14 protein-coding genes are annotated in these 15,022 nt (G+C 65.4%); 11 read left to right on the top strand and 3 right to left on the bottom strand.

Features of this window, described 5'->3' with window-relative positions; genetic code table 11:
- Positions 1–530: 530 nt before the first annotated feature.
- Positions 531–1,250, top strand: a complete 720-nt coding sequence (locus IEY21_RS15730; RefSeq protein ID WP_188905296.1) for a 3-ketoacyl-ACP reductase — start codon at positions 531–533, stop codon at positions 1,248–1,250.
- A 449-nt stretch (positions 1,251–1,699) separates the two neighbouring features.
- Here IEY21_RS15730 and IEY21_RS15725 read toward each other — a convergent pair whose 3' ends face one another.
- Positions 1,700–2,128 carry a methyltransferase family protein gene (locus tag IEY21_RS15725; protein ID WP_188905295.1) on the bottom strand — a complete coding sequence of 143 codons (429 nt, stop codon included), beginning with the start codon at positions 2,126–2,128 and terminating at the stop codon, positions 1,700–1,702.
- Positions 2,129–2,670: 542 nt separating this feature from the next.
- On the opposite strand from IEY21_RS15725, the gene IEY21_RS15720 reads away from it, so the two are divergent.
- Complete coding sequence (locus tag IEY21_RS15720; protein ID WP_188905294.1) at positions 2,671–3,714, top strand: chemotaxis protein CheB; 1,044 nt, start codon at positions 2,671–2,673, stop codon at positions 3,712–3,714.
- Between the two features lie 11 nt (positions 3,715–3,725).
- Here the strand turns inward: IEY21_RS15720 and IEY21_RS15715 are convergent, their stop codons facing one another.
- On the bottom strand, positions 3,726–5,660 hold the full coding sequence (locus IEY21_RS15715) for a putative bifunctional diguanylate cyclase/phosphodiesterase (RefSeq protein WP_188905293.1): 1,935 nt from the start codon (positions 5,658–5,660) through the stop codon (positions 3,726–3,728).
- Between the two features lie 441 nt (positions 5,661–6,101).
- On the opposite strand from IEY21_RS15715, the gene IEY21_RS15710 reads away from it, so the two are divergent.
- Together IEY21_RS15710 and IEY21_RS15705 are read left to right on the top strand one after the other, a co-directional pair.
- Positions 6,102–7,115 carry a hypothetical protein gene (locus IEY21_RS15710; protein ID WP_188905292.1) on the top strand — a complete coding sequence of 338 codons (1,014 nt, stop codon included), beginning with the start codon at positions 6,102–6,104 and terminating at the stop codon, positions 7,113–7,115.
- Positions 7,116–7,136: 21 nt separating this feature from the next.
- Positions 7,137–7,370 carry a YgaP family membrane protein gene (locus tag IEY21_RS15705; RefSeq protein ID WP_188905291.1) on the top strand — a complete coding sequence of 78 codons (234 nt, stop codon included), beginning with the start codon at positions 7,137–7,139 and terminating at the stop codon, positions 7,368–7,370.
- Positions 7,371–7,788: 418 nt separating this feature from the next.
- On the opposite strand, the gene IEY21_RS15700 is transcribed toward IEY21_RS15705, so the two are convergent.
- Positions 7,789–8,064 (bottom strand): metal-sensitive transcriptional regulator, encoded by a 276-nt coding sequence (locus tag IEY21_RS15700; RefSeq protein WP_188905290.1) that lies wholly within the window; start codon positions 8,062–8,064, stop codon positions 7,789–7,791.
- Between the two features lie 172 nt (positions 8,065–8,236).
- Here IEY21_RS15700 and trxC point away from each other — a divergent pair, with 172 nt between their 5' ends.
- The 7 genes from trxC to IEY21_RS15665 all read left to right on the top strand — a co-directional run bounded on the left by trxC (position 8,237) and on the right by IEY21_RS15665 (position 14,974).
- Complete coding sequence (gene trxC / locus IEY21_RS15695) at positions 8,237–8,671, top strand: thioredoxin TrxC (protein ID WP_188905289.1); 435 nt, start codon at positions 8,237–8,239, stop codon at positions 8,669–8,671.
- 45 nt (positions 8,672–8,716) lie between these two features.
- Positions 8,717–10,147, top strand: a complete 1,431-nt coding sequence (locus tag IEY21_RS15690) for a bifunctional metallophosphatase/5'-nucleotidase (protein ID WP_188905288.1) — start codon at positions 8,717–8,719, stop codon at positions 10,145–10,147.
- Positions 10,148–10,253: 106 nt separating this feature from the next.
- Positions 10,254–11,630 (top strand): MBL fold metallo-hydrolase, encoded by a 1,377-nt coding sequence (locus IEY21_RS15685; protein ID WP_188905287.1) that lies wholly within the window; start codon positions 10,254–10,256, stop codon positions 11,628–11,630.
- Positions 11,631–11,664: 34 nt separating this feature from the next.
- Complete coding sequence (locus IEY21_RS15680) at positions 11,665–11,967, top strand: rhodanese-like domain-containing protein (RefSeq protein ID WP_229753174.1); 303 nt, start codon at positions 11,665–11,667, stop codon at positions 11,965–11,967.
- 77 nt (positions 11,968–12,044) lie between these two features.
- Positions 12,045–12,848: a sulfite exporter TauE/SafE family protein gene (locus IEY21_RS15675; protein ID WP_188905286.1), complete on the top strand. Its 804-nt coding sequence runs from the start codon at positions 12,045–12,047 to the stop codon at positions 12,846–12,848.
- A 450-nt stretch (positions 12,849–13,298) separates the two neighbouring features.
- Positions 13,299–13,958 (top strand): alpha/beta hydrolase, encoded by a 660-nt coding sequence (locus IEY21_RS15670; protein WP_188905285.1) that lies wholly within the window; start codon positions 13,299–13,301, stop codon positions 13,956–13,958.
- Between the two features lie 458 nt (positions 13,959–14,416).
- Positions 14,417–14,974 (top strand): recombinase family protein, encoded by a 558-nt coding sequence (locus IEY21_RS15665; protein ID WP_188905284.1) that lies wholly within the window; start codon positions 14,417–14,419, stop codon positions 14,972–14,974.
- The last annotated feature ends 48 nt before the right edge of the window (positions 14,975–15,022 follow it).

The raw sequence follows: 15,022 nt of genomic DNA, 5'->3' as shown, positions 1-15,022 counted from the left end.
CTTAAATCACCAGAACAGTGAGTTGGGGAGGCAGCGCCTCCCCAACTCAACTCACAACCCAACTACGCAATTGGTCTTCAATTCACACGTCGGCATAAGTGCGAAAGCATCGAAATGACATGATCACACAAATGTGGCATGGCTTTGGCTGTCTTGGTTGCGAGGCGGGGCTCTGTATCGCCGCCAACACACGATCATAAAACTAATTTTTCACATGATCATACAAAAACACGTGGATAGATGTGCGCTGCATTCTGGTCGGTGTCCTGCTTCGGGTCTTGCCCGCGGCTTCCACGACGACTGTGATCAGATCCTTTCACTCCAGACCCTTCAGCCAGTCTGAGCTTGTGATCGAGGTCAGACTGATTCGCACGGCCCCGCCTCCTTGTCGCTGAATCAGGTCCGGCTGCCGACTGCCTCAGGACGGAAGCAAGTGAAATTGTTCGCCAGGGAACAGTAGGCCGAACTGGACCACGTATGGTTTTGCGCGTGAACGACACATTGAACCCCCAGGTACGGAGGATGAGCGCGTGAACCTGACCGGAAAGACGGCCATCGTGACCGGCGCCGGAAAGGGCATCGGCCGCGCCATTGCACACGCCCTGGCCCGCGAGGGCGTGAAGGTTGCCCTGTTCGCGAGAGACCGGACGGCGCTGGAGAGCGTCGCCGCAGAAATCGCGGCGCAGTACGGTGTGCAGACGGTGGTGGAGAGTGTGGACGTGGCCGACCGAGAAGCGCTGGAGACGGCGGTCAACCGCGCCGCGCAGGCACTGGGTTCGCTGGACATTCTCGTCAACAATGCGGGCACCGCACAGTTCGGCTCTGTGCTCGGCCAGGACCCGGCGACGTGGGAGCGCATCATCGAGGTCAACCTCCTCGGCACGTACTACGCCACCCGGGCCGCGTTGCCGCACATGCTGCAGCGCGGCGGCGGACATGTCATCAACATCGCCTCCACGGCCGGCGAGAAGGGTGCGCCCAACGCCTCGGCCTACGCCGCCTCGAAGGCGGGCGTGATCGCCTTTACCGAGTCCCTGATGGCCGAGGTGCGCAAGCAGGACATCCGCGTGATCCTGCTCAACCCCAGCACCGTCAACACTGACCTCGCGGCCAGCCTCGGCCTGAAGATCGGCGCAGAGGACCACATGCTGCAGGCCGAGGACGTGGCCGAGGTGCTTGTCTCGGCGCTGAAGCTGCCGCAGCGCGCGCTCGTGCGCAATCTGTCGCTGATCACCAGCAACCCGCAGTAAGAGCAGAGAGCAAGGGCAGGCGCACCCAGGCAAGCACCCCTGATCGAACCCCAGCAGGTTGGGGCGGCCCTTCCATAGGGGGGCTGTTTGCTTCTGTTGGTCCGGATGCGCCCATGCCCCTCCAGTCCGTCCTTGATCCCCGAAATGTGCGGTACAGGATGGCATGGAGGCTTTCTGCCATCTGCCGAACTGCCGGGGTGGCCGGTTGTTCGGGTCTTCTCCGGGGTGAAGGCGGGCGGGTTTGCTCAGAGCCAGCCGCTGCGGCGGTGGCCACCGGACAGGATGTGTATGTCCTGGCATGTTTTCCAGTTCAGGAGCCGTGGCCGGTTCTGGACATTCCGGACCCTTACCACAGCCCGAAGTCGTGTCGTTGACCGGTCCACGAGCCCCGCGTATGGCGGTCGTGCGTTGTGGGACATCCGAGGGGATCCTGGCGGCTCCGGGGACCCTCAGTAAAGGCCAGGGAAGAAGCGGCGCACCCGCCGGGCATACCCGGCATACTGTGGAAACCGCGCCCGCAACGCCCGTTCCTCGTACTGGGCCTTGGCCTGCAGCAGGGCGAGCAGACCGGCCGTCAGGCCCAGTGCCAGTCCGCTGCCGCGGCGAACGCTCCATCCCAGGGCCAGCAGGAGCAGGCCACCGTAGATCGGATGCCGGACATGCCGGTAAATGCCCGTTTCAATCAGTTCAGCGTGGGCCACTGGCTCGGGCAAGGCAGTCAACTGACGGCCGAGCGTCCTGCCACCCCACACGGTCAGCAGGGCGCCTGTTGCCATGAGAGCCATGCCGAGCCTCGCGGTGAGGGGGGTGCCGAACATGGGTCGCCCGCAGCGCGGCGCCGCGGCAATGCCCAGCAACAGCAGCAGTTGTGCGGCCACATAGCGCTGCCCCGGCGTTCCAGGCCAGCACGTCCTTGCGCCCCGGTCTGTGCTCATGAGGGAAGCCGCTGGTGAATGCGGTTGCAGGAAACCTCACGGGATCTGCCGACTGGGCTGGGAAGGCTAAGTTTCGGGACCGGGGTGGACGCGACGGTACTCGTGCGTGTTCCTGCCAGCGCAGCGCTCGCGGCACGGCCTGTCCAGCACACCGGGGCGGGACCCCGAAATCCTGGGGACGACTTTTCCCCGGGACGGGTCATGGAGACGGCGAGGGTCATGGGGTTCCTCCTGCTTCCACCCTACTCTGCCTCAACCCACGCTGCCGGGCACTGCAGGGGAGAGTGGTGGGGGTGGGGTGCTGGAAGACGGTGATGGGGTGGCCGGAGGGTGGACAGGGGAGGGGCCAGCCGCAGTTCAGCTGCCGGATGGCCGATGGATCTGGGTGTGCCCACACGACCTTTAGCCGATCAGGTGCCGCGGCCCGGCACCTCGGTTCAGGAACCCTGAAGACGACCTGCGCTCAACCGGCGCAGACTGCGGAGATGCTTCCACACCGACTGGTGGTCGTAGGCGCCTCTGCGGGCGGAATAGGGCCGCTGCAACTGCTCGCCGCTGGCCTGCCGGCCGGGTGGCCCGCCACGGTGTGCGTCGTCGTGCATGTTCCCGCCTACGCGCCGAGTTTCCTGCCCGAGATTCTGGGCCGCGCAGGGCCGCTGCCCGTGTCCACCCCCCGTCAGGGCGAACCCCTCCTGCCGGGGCGAATCTACTGTGCCCCCCCCGACCACCATCTGCTTGTCGAAGAGGGACGGTTCAGCGTCACCAGGGGACCCAAGGAAAACCGCCTGCGCCCGGCCGTGGATGCGCTCTTCCGGTCGGCAGCCTACAGCGAGGGGCCGAATGTCATCGGGGTTGTCCTCTCGGGTCTGCTGGACGACGGCACCTCGGGGCTGTGGACGATCAAGCACTTCGGGGGAACAACCGTGGTGCAAGATCCCGGGGACGCGGAATACAACTCCATGCCGAAAAGCGCGGCGGATCAGGTGGACATTGACCACACGGTGACGGCGCGGGATCTGGCGGGCCTGCTGGTCCGTCTGGTGGCCGGACCCGTGCCGGCGTACGGAGAGGTTCAGGAAGACGACCGCAGGCGAGTGGCCAGCGAGGTCAGCATTGCCAGTTCGGCCCATGCCTTTCGCAAGGGAGTCATGGAGTTTGGCAAGGTGACGCCCCAGACCTGCCCGGAGTGCGGCGGCATTCTGGTACAGATCAGGGAGGGAGGCCTGACCCGCTACCGCTGCCATACGGGACACGCCTACAGTGGAGATGCCCTGCTCGTCAGCGTCACGGAACAGATCGAGAACAAGTTGTGGACCACCATGCGGGCCCTTGAGGAAGCCTCCATGCTGCTGGAGAGCACCGGTCAGGAGTTGGCCGCCTCCGGCAACACGAGGCTGGCGGGCGAATACCTTCAGAAGGCCCAGCAGATGGAAGTCCGCACCCGGCAGATCTTTCAGAACATCGTCGAGGATCAGGCCCTGAGCGGCGGGTACCTCGCGCACGGCACAGAGCCCCCCGCCGAGGGCTGATCTGGATCTGCTCAGAGGAAGTTCAAAGTTGCGTGCAGACGTTCCTCCAGCTGCTCGGCAGACAGGGCAGGGGAGAAGAGATTTCCCTGGCCGACGGTGAGGCCCAGCTCAATCAGTTGGGCGCGCTGCGCTTCGGTCTCGATGCCCTCGGCGACCACGGTCAGGCCGAGCGAGTGCCCGATCACCGCAATCGTCCGCACCAGCTCCCGGTGGCGGTCGAGGGTGGCCACGAACGAGCGGTCGATCTTGAGCATCCGCAGAGGAAAGCGGTGCAGGCTGCTCAGGGACGAGGGGCCGGTCCCGAAATCGTCTACCACCAGCTCGACGCCCGCACCCTGCAAGGTTCGCAGCGAGGCCGCGTCGGTGTCCGCCGGGTGGCTCAGGACCCGTTCTGTGATCTCGATCAGGACCTGCCAGGGTGCGGGCAGGGGCGCGCTGCCCAGCAGCGCCGTGACGGCGGTGACCTGGGTCAGGTGGGCCGCCGAGACATGGACACTCAGCCACAACGGGCGGTCGAGGGCGCCGTTCACCGGCCACCGGGCCAGTTGCTGCACCGCCGTTTGAAGCACCCATTCATCGAGCTGTCCGGTGAGGCCCAGTTCTTCCGCCAGAGGAATGAATGCCCCCGCCGGCAGCAGGCCCCGCTGTGGATGCTGCCAGCGAATCAGGGCCTCGACGCCGAGCAGGTGCCCGCCCTGCAAGGCCACGATGGGCTGATAATGCACCATCAGCTCGCCGCGCTCCAGGGCGTGCCGGAGCGCTGTCTCCAGCTCCAGCTGGTCCCCGGACCCGTTGCGCATCGACGGCTCAAACACGCGGGTGCCCGCCGGTCCCCCCCGCTTGGCCTGATACAGCGCCAGATCCACATCGCGCAGGATGTCTTCTGAAGAATGGTATTCACGGGTGACCAGCAAGGCCCCCGTTCCGACCTGAATGAACAGCTCCTGACCGCTCACGACGAACGGGACTTCAAGGGCCTCTTCCAGCCGGGTGACGACCTGGGACACCCGCGCCTGATCCGCCACCCCGTGCAGCAGGACCGCGAACTCATCGCCGCCCAGCCTCGCCACGTGGTCGGTGGGCCGGATGACGGTCTGCAGGCGGCGGGCCAGCTCCTGAAGCACCTGATCCCCGGCCGGGTGGCCCAGACTGTCGTTGATCCGCTTGAAGCGGTCGACGTCGCAGAACAGCACCGCAAACGCCTCTTCCTGCGCGTGCAGTCTCTCCAGCGCCCGCTCCAGGCCTTCTCCGAAAGCGGCCCGGTTGGGAAGGGTGGTCAGGGCATCATGCCGTGCCTGGTGCCGGAACTGGTCTGCCAGCACACGGAGATGCCGGGTGCCCTGGCGCACCCGGTCTTCCAGGGTGTCGTTCAGGGCGTGTATGGCCCTGCGGGCCTCGAACAACGGCGTTAGGTCCACGAGTGTGAGCAGAAAGGTGGGCTGAGCCTGCGGTGAATCTGGCAGGGCCAGGGCCTGCAACTGCACCTCCAGTTGCGTGTCGTTGCAGTGGACCACGCTGAGTTGCTCAGAGGCGGCACTCCCGGTGTGCAGCAGGGTTTCGAGCAGGCGGCTGAACCCGGCCCGGTGTCCCGGTTCAATAAACTGCAGGAAGCGCCGGGCGAGCAACACGCTGCGGTCAAAGCCAAGCAGGTGTGCTCCCGCCTGATTGACGCTCAGGATGTGCGCGCGGGCGTCCAGGGTAAAGTACGCCGCCGGCGCGTGTTCATAGAGCGTGTGGTAGAGCCGGCGTCCGCGCTCCAGCTCCACGACCGCGAGCTGAAGTTCCTCGTTCTGGGCAGTCAGTTCGACATGGTAGATCTGCAGTTCGTGGGCCAGGGACGCGGCGGGCCACCCGTCCCACAGCGGGAGCGGAGAGGCCTGGCGCACCTGACGTTCGGCCTGCTCGCGCAGGTTCTGCGGCCTGAACAACGGATCTGGACCGGTCATGTCACCTCTGGAAGAAGCTGATTGCTCAAGAAGTGAGGGTTCTGCAACCGGATGGGCACTCTGAAGCTCCGTTTTCTGGAGAGGAAGATCAGCAATTCTACTGAACGGCCTGACTTCGGAGATGTGCATCCACCCAATGGCAACCCGGGATACGGTCGTTCGGTGGTCCGCTGCGAACAGCGTCCACTGTCCGCGGCAGAAGCGGGAGAGGCACGGCGGTGGCACGCCGCCCCGCTCCTGTCAGGCCTTCCACAGAAGGGACCTTTGAGGGGGCAGTACCCGGACAGGCCCGATCGGGGGCCCGGCGCGCCAGATTCAACGGCCCTTCATGGAATCCATGCCGCCCTCGGCTTTTGGCCGCAGTAGCCTCTGCCCTCAGGTGGTCACCGATCCTTTCCGCTGCGTTGTGGCCCATCAATTTCCCTGACTGTCTGGAGAAGTATGCAAAATGTATTGCTCAGTCTGACGACCCTGCTGACGCTCTCGGCCTCTGTGCAGGCGCAGGCCACGGACCTGCCTCTGACCATCGGCCCCTCACCCGTGACCACCACCGGCCACGTCGCCGGACAGCCCACCGATCTGATCCTAATGCTCCCGCAGGCCGGGAACGCGCAGGTGCCGGGGCTCGCCTTCGAGGCCGGGGGCAGCATCACCATCACGCTTCCCCCAGCGTTCCGGCGCGACGAGGGCCATCCCATCAACGTGGCCGTGCCGCGGGGATGGCCCCAGGCAGACGTGTGCTGCTATCAGGCCAGCGCGGTCGGCAACGTTCTGACCATCACGTTCACCACGCCGGTGCGCACCGATGGTCCCGACGCGCCCGGCGTGAAGATCCTGGCCCACATCCGGGGGCAGGCCTACCTCAATCCGCCGGCGGGCAGCTACCCTGTGACCGCGCAGATCCGGAGCGGGCCACAGGCGGTGCCGGTGACGGCCAGCGGCAGCGTTCAGATTCTGGCCACCGTCCCAGTGGCCCGGATTGCGCCGACCAACTTCCTTCTGCCGCGCGGAGAGAATGCCAACAACCAGACGGTCGCCCTGAACCGCCCTGCACCCGCGCTGCTGTCTTTTCTGTTGTGGCGCGGTGGTCAGCCGCTCAACGGCGTCGGTATCCTGCCGGCCAATACCGTTCAGTACCCCAGGTACACGGGAGGCTTGCTGGTTCGTGACGCCAACGGCAACCAGACCCTGGAGCTTCCCGGCGATGAGGTGGTGGGCGGCATCATCGGTAAGGCGCCCGAGGGTGCAACAGGACAGTCGGCGCTCAGTCCCATCGGGACCGACGGCAAACCGCTGCTTTCCGGACAGCTCAGCGGCTACGGCACCACCGTTCCCGTCGCCGGCCTGCTTCCGGTGCGGTTCACCGTTGGCAACCGGGTGGGGGCTTACCAGCCGACTTTTGAACTCGAAGGCGGCAACAGCGTGCAGATCACCATCGACGCGGTTCAACCCTGAACCAGAAGGAGGGTATTCATCATGACGACCAAACAGTTCATGGGTTTTATGGCCGCGCCACAGGGTCGTGGCCTCAGAGTAGGCGTGGGCCTCGTGTTGATCGCCTGGGGCACGACCCAGAACAAACCCGCCGCGGCGACCCTCGGTGTTGTGCCGCTGCTGGCCGGTGTGTTCGACGTTTGCCTGCTCGCCCCTCTGTTTCGGCTGCCTTTTCAGGGTGACGATCTGCGGCGGCGGACCCCGACGCCCTCCTGAGTCAAAATCTCCGGAGGTTGTCGGGGACACAGGGCAGGCAGACCGGACAGCAGGAGCCTCCCAACCGTGACGTCCTGAATGTTCTATTCCGATTCGCTCTTCAGCGGGGTGCCCTGGGTTGTGGGCACCCCGACCTTCTGCTCTGGAGCGACGCGTACACCGTTGGGAGCAGACGGTTACCCTCCAAGATCGCCGCCGCGTCTTGAAAAGCACGCCCGAAAGTGGCCCCCGGACCCCAGGCTTGCGGGTGTGGGGCTGACCGGTTGGCATTCCCCCAGGACAGCCCCAGGACCTCCGGCTACAGAGCTTATGGGTCGCCGCTGGCGTGGGGATGGAGTTCACAGGCCAGGGTCGCCCGCGCTTTCCATACACACCGCCGAACCGCTCTGTGCGCTGCAGGGTTGCTATAGAAAACGGGTTACCGCAGCAGGCGGGCCGTCTTGACGATGTCTGCGGGCGAGAGCGGCGCGCCGTTGTCCAGCAGGCAACTGTTGACGTACTCCTCGAAGATGGCGTCTCCCGTGGCGTCCAGGGCGCTCCGGATGCCGCTGAGCAGGGTCAGGATTTCCTGACAGGGCCGCTCCTCGTCCACCATCTTCTGCAGCCCGCGCACCTGACCCTCCAGACGGCGCAGACGGTTGAGGACCCGCTGCTTGTCCGGTTGCTTTTCGTTGAGCTCAGAAGCGCTCGTCATGCTGACCTTCCTTTCATTGACGGTGAGGGGTTGCACCAACGTTCATGTTTCTTCTATGGGAATGATACCCCAGGCGGGTATCGTTTCTGTGCGCCCAGTTTCGTTTCGGATGGTCTGGCAGCCGCCCCAGCGCAGCGGCTTTTCTCCAGCTTCCTGACACAGCGAGGTTGCCATGAACGACGTGTTGATCTGTTCTGAATGCCACAGCAAAAACCGGGTGCAGCGTGTTCCCGGCGGGCAGGTTCCCGTCTGTGCCCGCTGCCACGCGGCTCTTCCCTGGCTGCATGACGGCAGCGATGCCAGCTTTGCCAGCGACATCCAGGCCGGCGTGCCGGTGCTGGTGGATTTCTGGGCACCCTGGTGCGGTCCCTGCCGGGTGATGGGGCCGGTGCTCGAGGAGATCGCCCGCGAGCAGGCGGGCAAGGTCCGGGTGGTCAAGATCAATGTCGACGAGAATCCCCAGAGCGCCGCCCGGTTCCAGGTCCGCAGCATCCCCACCCTGCTGATCTTCCGGGACGGCGAGGCGGTGGATTCGGTGATCGGCGCTGTTCAGAAATCGGTTTTGCTTCAGAAAATCTCGGCGGCCAGCGGTGCGCGGCTGTCCTGAAGGCCGCCGCCCCGCCACACCGCCCCCTGAAAAGGAGGGGCCCTGATGCCTCAGCTGACCTTGTTGCAACTCAATGACCTGCACGCTTACCTCGAACCGCACCCGGAATTGTTCTGGGAACGCGGTCGGCCGGTGATCCATACCGCCGGTGGGCTGGCACGGATCAAGGCCTATTTCGATCAGGTCCGCGCCGACTGTTCCGGCGCCGTGGTAGCCCTCGACAATGGAGACACCATGCACGGCACCGGCCCGGTGGTCGCTGCACAGGCCGAGTTCATGCCAGAGCTGCTCAACGAGCTCGCCTTTGATGGCATGACCGCCCACTGGGACTTCGGGTACGGTCCCGATCAGCTGGCGCGGCTGGCCGACCGGCTAAAGTATCCCCTGCTGGCTGCCAACATCTACGCCGAGGATACGTCGGAGCGGGCCTTTGCGCCGTTCCGGGTGCTGGAGCGGGGCGTGCGGGTGGGGGTGCTGGGCCTGGCCTCCAACATCATCGGCGACATGCCGCCGCGCTTCGGCCGTGGGCTGCGCTTTACCGACGGCCGGGCCGAGACGAGGCACCTCGTGCAACACCTGCGTGAAGTCGAGCAGGTCGACGTGGTGGTGGTGCTGTCGCACCTGGGGTTTCCGCAGGACTGCGCGCTGGCCGCAGAAGTTCCGGGCATTGACGTGCTGCTCAGCGGCCACACCCACAACCGCCTGAGTGAGCCGCAGCGGGTGGGCCAGACCCTGATCACCCAGGCAGGCTGTCACGGCAGCTTTGTCACGCGCCTCGACCTGCAGGTGACGGCCGGCCGGGTGGAGTTGCTTCACCACGAACTTGTCCAGATGCATGACGCCCGGCCGAGTGATCCGGCGCTGGCCGGGCGGATCTCGGAGGCACTGGCTCCCTTTCAGGAGGCCGAAGAAGAGATCGTCGGGCACACCGAAATCCTGCTGCACCGGGGCACCACCCTCTCGGCCCCTGCGGACGATTTTCTGACGGCGGCCGTGGCGCACGCGGCCCATACCGACATCGCCTTTTCGAACGGCTGGCGTTACGGCGCGCCGATTGCGCCGGGCCCGGTATCGCGGCTGGCGGTCTGGAACCTGGTGCCCCATAATCCACCGATCAGCCGGGCAGAGCTCAGCGGCACGGAGATCGCCGAGATGCTCGAAGACAATCTGGAGGCGGTCTTCGCCCGCGACCCCTGGCGGCAGCGCGGCGGCTATGTCAAGCGCATGCACGGCGTAGTGCTGTACGCCAAGGTGGAAAACCCGTTCGGTGCCCGCGTGCAGCGCATCGAGATCGGCGGCGAGCCGCTGGAGCCTGACCGGCAGTACCCGGTGGCGTTTCTGACCAACCAGGCGGTTCCGTCCCGCTTCGGGCGCGACCGGCGTGAACTGCCGGTCCGTGCCCTGGATGCCATGCTCGCCGAGCTTAAAACGCGCGGTCCTGTGGTGGCGGCGCCACCCAGCGTGCTGCTGGTCTGATCGAGAGGTCCTCGCGGGAATCTTTGACATATACCCCCAGGGGGTATATGATCCAGCCATCTCGAACGTGCCTGTCTCAACCGGCAGGCGTTCACGGAGGAGAGACATGTACTTCAAACGTCTGTATGACACCGACCTGGCCCAGGCCTCGTATCTGATCGGCTGCCAGCAAAACGGCACGGCGGTCGTGGTGGATCCGGTGCGCGACGTTCGCCGGTACCTCGAGCTCGCCCGGCAGGAAAACCTCAGGATCGTCGCAGTGACCGAGACGCACATCCACGCCGACTACCTCAGCGGCAGCCGTGAACTCGCGGCCCAGACCGGCGCGGCGCTGTACCTCAGCGATGAGGGCGGCCCCGAGTGGCAGTACGCCTTTGACCACGAAGGTCTGCGGGACGGCAGCGAGATCCGCCTGGGCAATGTGGTGTTGCGGGCGCTGCACACCCCCGGTCACACGCCCGAACACCTCAGCTTTCTGGTGATTGACGGTGCCCGCACTTCGCAACCGGTCATGCTGCTCAGCGGCGACTTCGTGTTCGTCGGCGATCTGGGCCGCCCCGATCTGCTCGACGAGGCGGCGGGCGGCGAGGACACCCGCTTTGCCGGCGCGCAGCAGATGTTTGAGAGCCTGAGCCGGAAATTCGGGCCCCTTGCCGACTACGTGCAGGTCTGGCCCGGCCACGGTTCGGGCAGCGCCTGCGGTAAAGCGCTGGGTGCAGTAGAGAGCACCACCGTGGGGTACGAGCGCCACTTCGCGTGGTGGGCGGATCACCTCGCCGACAACAACGAGGCCGCCTTCACAGCCGCCCTGCTTGAAGGTCAGCCGGACGCCCCTGCCTACTACGGGCGCATGAAGCGCCAGAACAGAGCGGGCCCGGCGCTGCTCGGCGAAGTTCAGCCGCTCGCGGCGCTGTCCGCGCAGGACGTTCTTGTCGCCCTTGAGCGCGGCGTGCGTTTGCTCGACACCCGTCCCCGCGAAGCGTATCAGGCGGGCGCGGTTCCCGGCAGCGTGCATCTGCCGGCCGGCAAGACCTTCGAAACGTGGTCGGGCTGGTTGCTGGACCCCGGCAAGGAGTACGTGTTGCTGGCCTCCACGCCGGAGCAGGCCGATGAACTGCGCCGCCGCCTGTGGATGACCGGCATTGACAGGGTCAGCGGGTTTATCAGCACGCTGGCCGGACTGGATACCCAGCCTCAACAGGCCACGCCCGCCGCCGAACTCGACCTGAGTCAGGTCTTCGTGCTCGATGTGCGGGCCAGAAGCGAGTACGAGGCCGGCCATCTCGAGGGAGCCACCCAGCTGCACGCCGGACGGCTGACCCAAAACCTCGGGCGGATTCCCCGTGACCGCCCGGTGGTCGTCCATTGCCAGAGCGGAGCCCGCAGCGCCGCTGCCGTCAGCGTTCTGCGCGCCGAGGGCTTCGACAACGTGATTGACCTTGAAGGCGGCTACGCCGCTGCCAGGGCACATGTCCAGGCCTGAATCACAGCCTCACTGAGCCCAGGGAGAGACCATCATGTATCAGGACATTGCCCCGCAGGACCTACAGAAGCTGCAGCAACAGGGCACACAGATCATCGACGTGCGCGAGGACTGGGAGTACCAGAGCGGCCATATTCCCGGCGCACGCAACATTCCCCTGGGCACATTGCCGGCCCGGATCGGCGAGCTGCAGGGCCCCCTGGTCGTCGTGTGTGCCAGCGGCGGGCGCTCGGCCAGCGCCGCGGAGTTTCTGGCCGAGAACGGCATTCACGACGTTTCCAACCTGCTTGGAGGCACCGGCGGCTGGATGCGCTCGGGCCTGCCCACCGAGGAGTGAAGGACCATGCGGGATCTGAACAGGTCGGGTAACTTTTTTCCTCCTCTGCCACGGCACTCTTTCAACGGACCCGCACGATGATTCTGGCGTGGATCGGCGCCCTCGTGATCGGCCTGAGCCTGGGCCTGCTCGGGTCGGGCGGCTCCATCCTGACCGTGCCGGTACTCGTGTATCTGGTCGGTGAGGACCCCAAGCTCGCCATCACCGAGAGTCTGGCGGTGGTGGGTCTGATCGCCCTGTTCGGGGCCGTGCCGTGTGCCTGGCGGCGCTGTACCGACTGGCGGGCCGTCGTGCTCTTTGGCTTACCCGGCCTGGCGGGCACCCTGCTGGGCACCTTGCTCAGCCACGCTCTGCCCGCCGCGGCGCAGCTGTTGATCTTCGCGGTAGTGATGCTGGTCGCCGCCCTGCGCATGTTCAGACCCACCCCGGACACCTCCGGGCAAACTTCCCGGCCCTGGTGGCAGATTCTGGGTGCCGGTCTCGGTGTGGGCGTGCTGACCGGTGTGGTGGGGGTGGGCGGCGGCTTTCTGATTCTGCCGGCCCTGGTGCTGCTGCTCGGCCTGCCCATGACGGTGGCGGTGGGGACCAGTCTGGTGATCATCACCCTGACCTCGGCGATGGGGTTTACCATGCACGCGCTCAGCGGAGTCCAGGCGCTGCACTGGAACCTGATCGGCCTGCTGGGCGGCATCGGAATCCTGGGCAGTCTGGCCGGAAATTACCTGTCGCGCTTTCTCTCCCAGCAAGCACTCCGGCGTTCCTTCGCGGGCTTTCTGGTGGTGCTGGGAGTGTATATCCTCTACACCAATGTCCCCAGTGCCCTGAGCCACTGGCAGCAGGCCCACTCAGAACCCGTTGCCCCGGCGGCCCTACGGCCCTGATTCCGCTTCTATACCGGCGCTGCTGGCCACCTCCGGGTGGCGCTTTTTTTGCAGTGGAGCGCTCTGGACTGGGCGGCGAACCCGAACCGTGCGGTGACAGCGGTACTGCTGTTTCTGGCCGCCCGTCTGGGTACCTGATCATTCGCCTGGGGAAGTTCCGGGTGTGCCGAGAGTTCTATCGGAAGGACACCCGACAGCAGGGCTCGTTCTGGGGCTGCGTGACCGGTCTGGTGAACCGCGCGCCACAGTTCGCTTGAACTACCGGCATGGAGACGGGGGAAAGCTAAGCCTTCCCCTGTCTCCATGCTGCACAACTGCGCAATCGGTCTTCAGTCGAAGGGGAGGCCCGCAAGCTGGACCGTTGGGAATGTTGCTGGGTTTTGCCTGGGCTGACGGGTGGACTGTCCCCCAAGGCACGACGGGTTGCTTAAAGCCTATTAGGGTGCGTCGATGCATTTTCACGCCTTCCGCCGCGGTCAGGGTCCACCGGGAGGCCGCTTGGCGATGGAACTGGCCCGCCGCGGCGTGGTGGGGGCCGTCGTCGCCCTCGATCCGGGCGGCTTTCAGCAGGGCTGGGAACAGCCGTTTTTTGACCGGACAGGTCAACTGTCTCTGGGACTGATTCGGCTCTCGCGTCCCTTGATGCCCCTGCTGACCCGCACCCGGTGGGGACGCACGTTGCTTTTTGCCCAGTACTCCTCGCATCCCTGGGACATTCCTGCAGACGTGGCGCTCGCTGAAATGAAGTCCTACGCAGCGTCCCCCTCCGTGCAGGAACTCAGGCGCAGTTTAATTCTGCGGGGAGGGGACGTGCCACCGGGCACAGCCACCGACACCTTGACTGAGCCCATGGTGATTGCTTGGGGCCACTATGACCGGGTATGTTTGCCCCAGCAGGCATGGCGGGCCTTGAGTCTGTTTCCGCAGGCGCAGGTCTACTGGTTCGAACACAGCGGACACTGTCCGCAGTGGGATAGCCCTGCCGAGACGGTGCAATTGATCCTCAAGGTGACAGAGCGGACCACTCGGCCGGATGCCGTGAAGGGCGCCGGGGCGGTTGGCCAGGGCGTGCCCCCCTCGCCTCGGGGTGCGCCAGACGACGTGGTTTGATTTGAACCTCACTCTGAGCTCGAGCACTTGAAACACGCTGAGGGTGCCCCGGTTTTCTGCTCAGTGACGGTCCTGTTTTCGGGGGAATAGACCACCTTGAGCCGAACTCAAACACGTGTTTGGGTTTGGGCTGGCGGCCGGTCACGCTGCTCTGCCTGCCGGATCAGGTTTTGGGTGCGGGCAGAACCTCGGTCAGCGGCCGGGGGCTGAGGCCGAACCCCTGGTCATTTTGGGTGACCCAGTCCCATGTCGCCAGAGCGGCCACCGGGCGGGGATCCAGCAGGCGCACCTGTTGACCGCTGGACGTTAGTAACACCTCGGCTTCCCGCACGCCCAGCGGGGTATACCCCAACCCGACGTCAGGAACAAAGCAGAGAATGTGTCAGATTGGGGTGGTTTTCCGACATATCTGACAGTATCCTGTCAAGCTCTAGGAGCCCAACCTGACAGGAGCTCCCATGAAAGAGTCCGCCAGAGGCCACCGCCTCGGCTACACCCGCGTCTCGTCCGAGGACCAGAACACTGCCCGTCAGCTGGACGGGTTGACCTTCGACAAAGTCTTCACTGACAAGGTTAGCGGTGGCCACGCCCACCGCCCGCATCTCACCGCCCTGCTGAGCCACGCCCGTGAGGGGGACACCGTGGTTGTCCACAGCATGGACCGCCTGGCCCGCAGTCTCGACGATCTGCGCGCCCTGGTCAACGGATTGACGGGCAAAGGCGTGCGCGTCGAGTTCATCAAGGAGGGGCTGACCTTTACCGGGGAAGACTCGGCGATGTCCAGGCTGCTGCTGAGCGTGATGTGGGCCTTTGCGGAGTTCGAGCGCGCCCTGATTCGCGAGCGGCAGCGTGAAGGCATCGAGGCGGCCAAGAAGGCTGGGGTATATAAGGGGCGCAGGAAGGCGCTGACCGCGGCTCAAATTAGTGAGCTGCGGCAGCGTGCCCAAGGGGGCGAATCGAAGGCCAGCTTGGCCCGAGACTTCAGCTCAGGAGTTGCACCTTGCATAGCGCAGTGAATATCCGTGCTGGCCGAGGAATTCTGCGTTTTTACTGAAGATCCGGAG

It is taken from the genome of Deinococcus aerophilus (assembly GCF_014647075.1).
Classification (GTDB): Bacteria; Deinococcota; Deinococci; order Deinococcales; family Deinococcaceae; genus Deinococcus; species Deinococcus aerophilus.
Note: the sequence above shows the minus strand (reverse complement) of the source record. Positions and strands in the feature narration are given on the sequence as shown.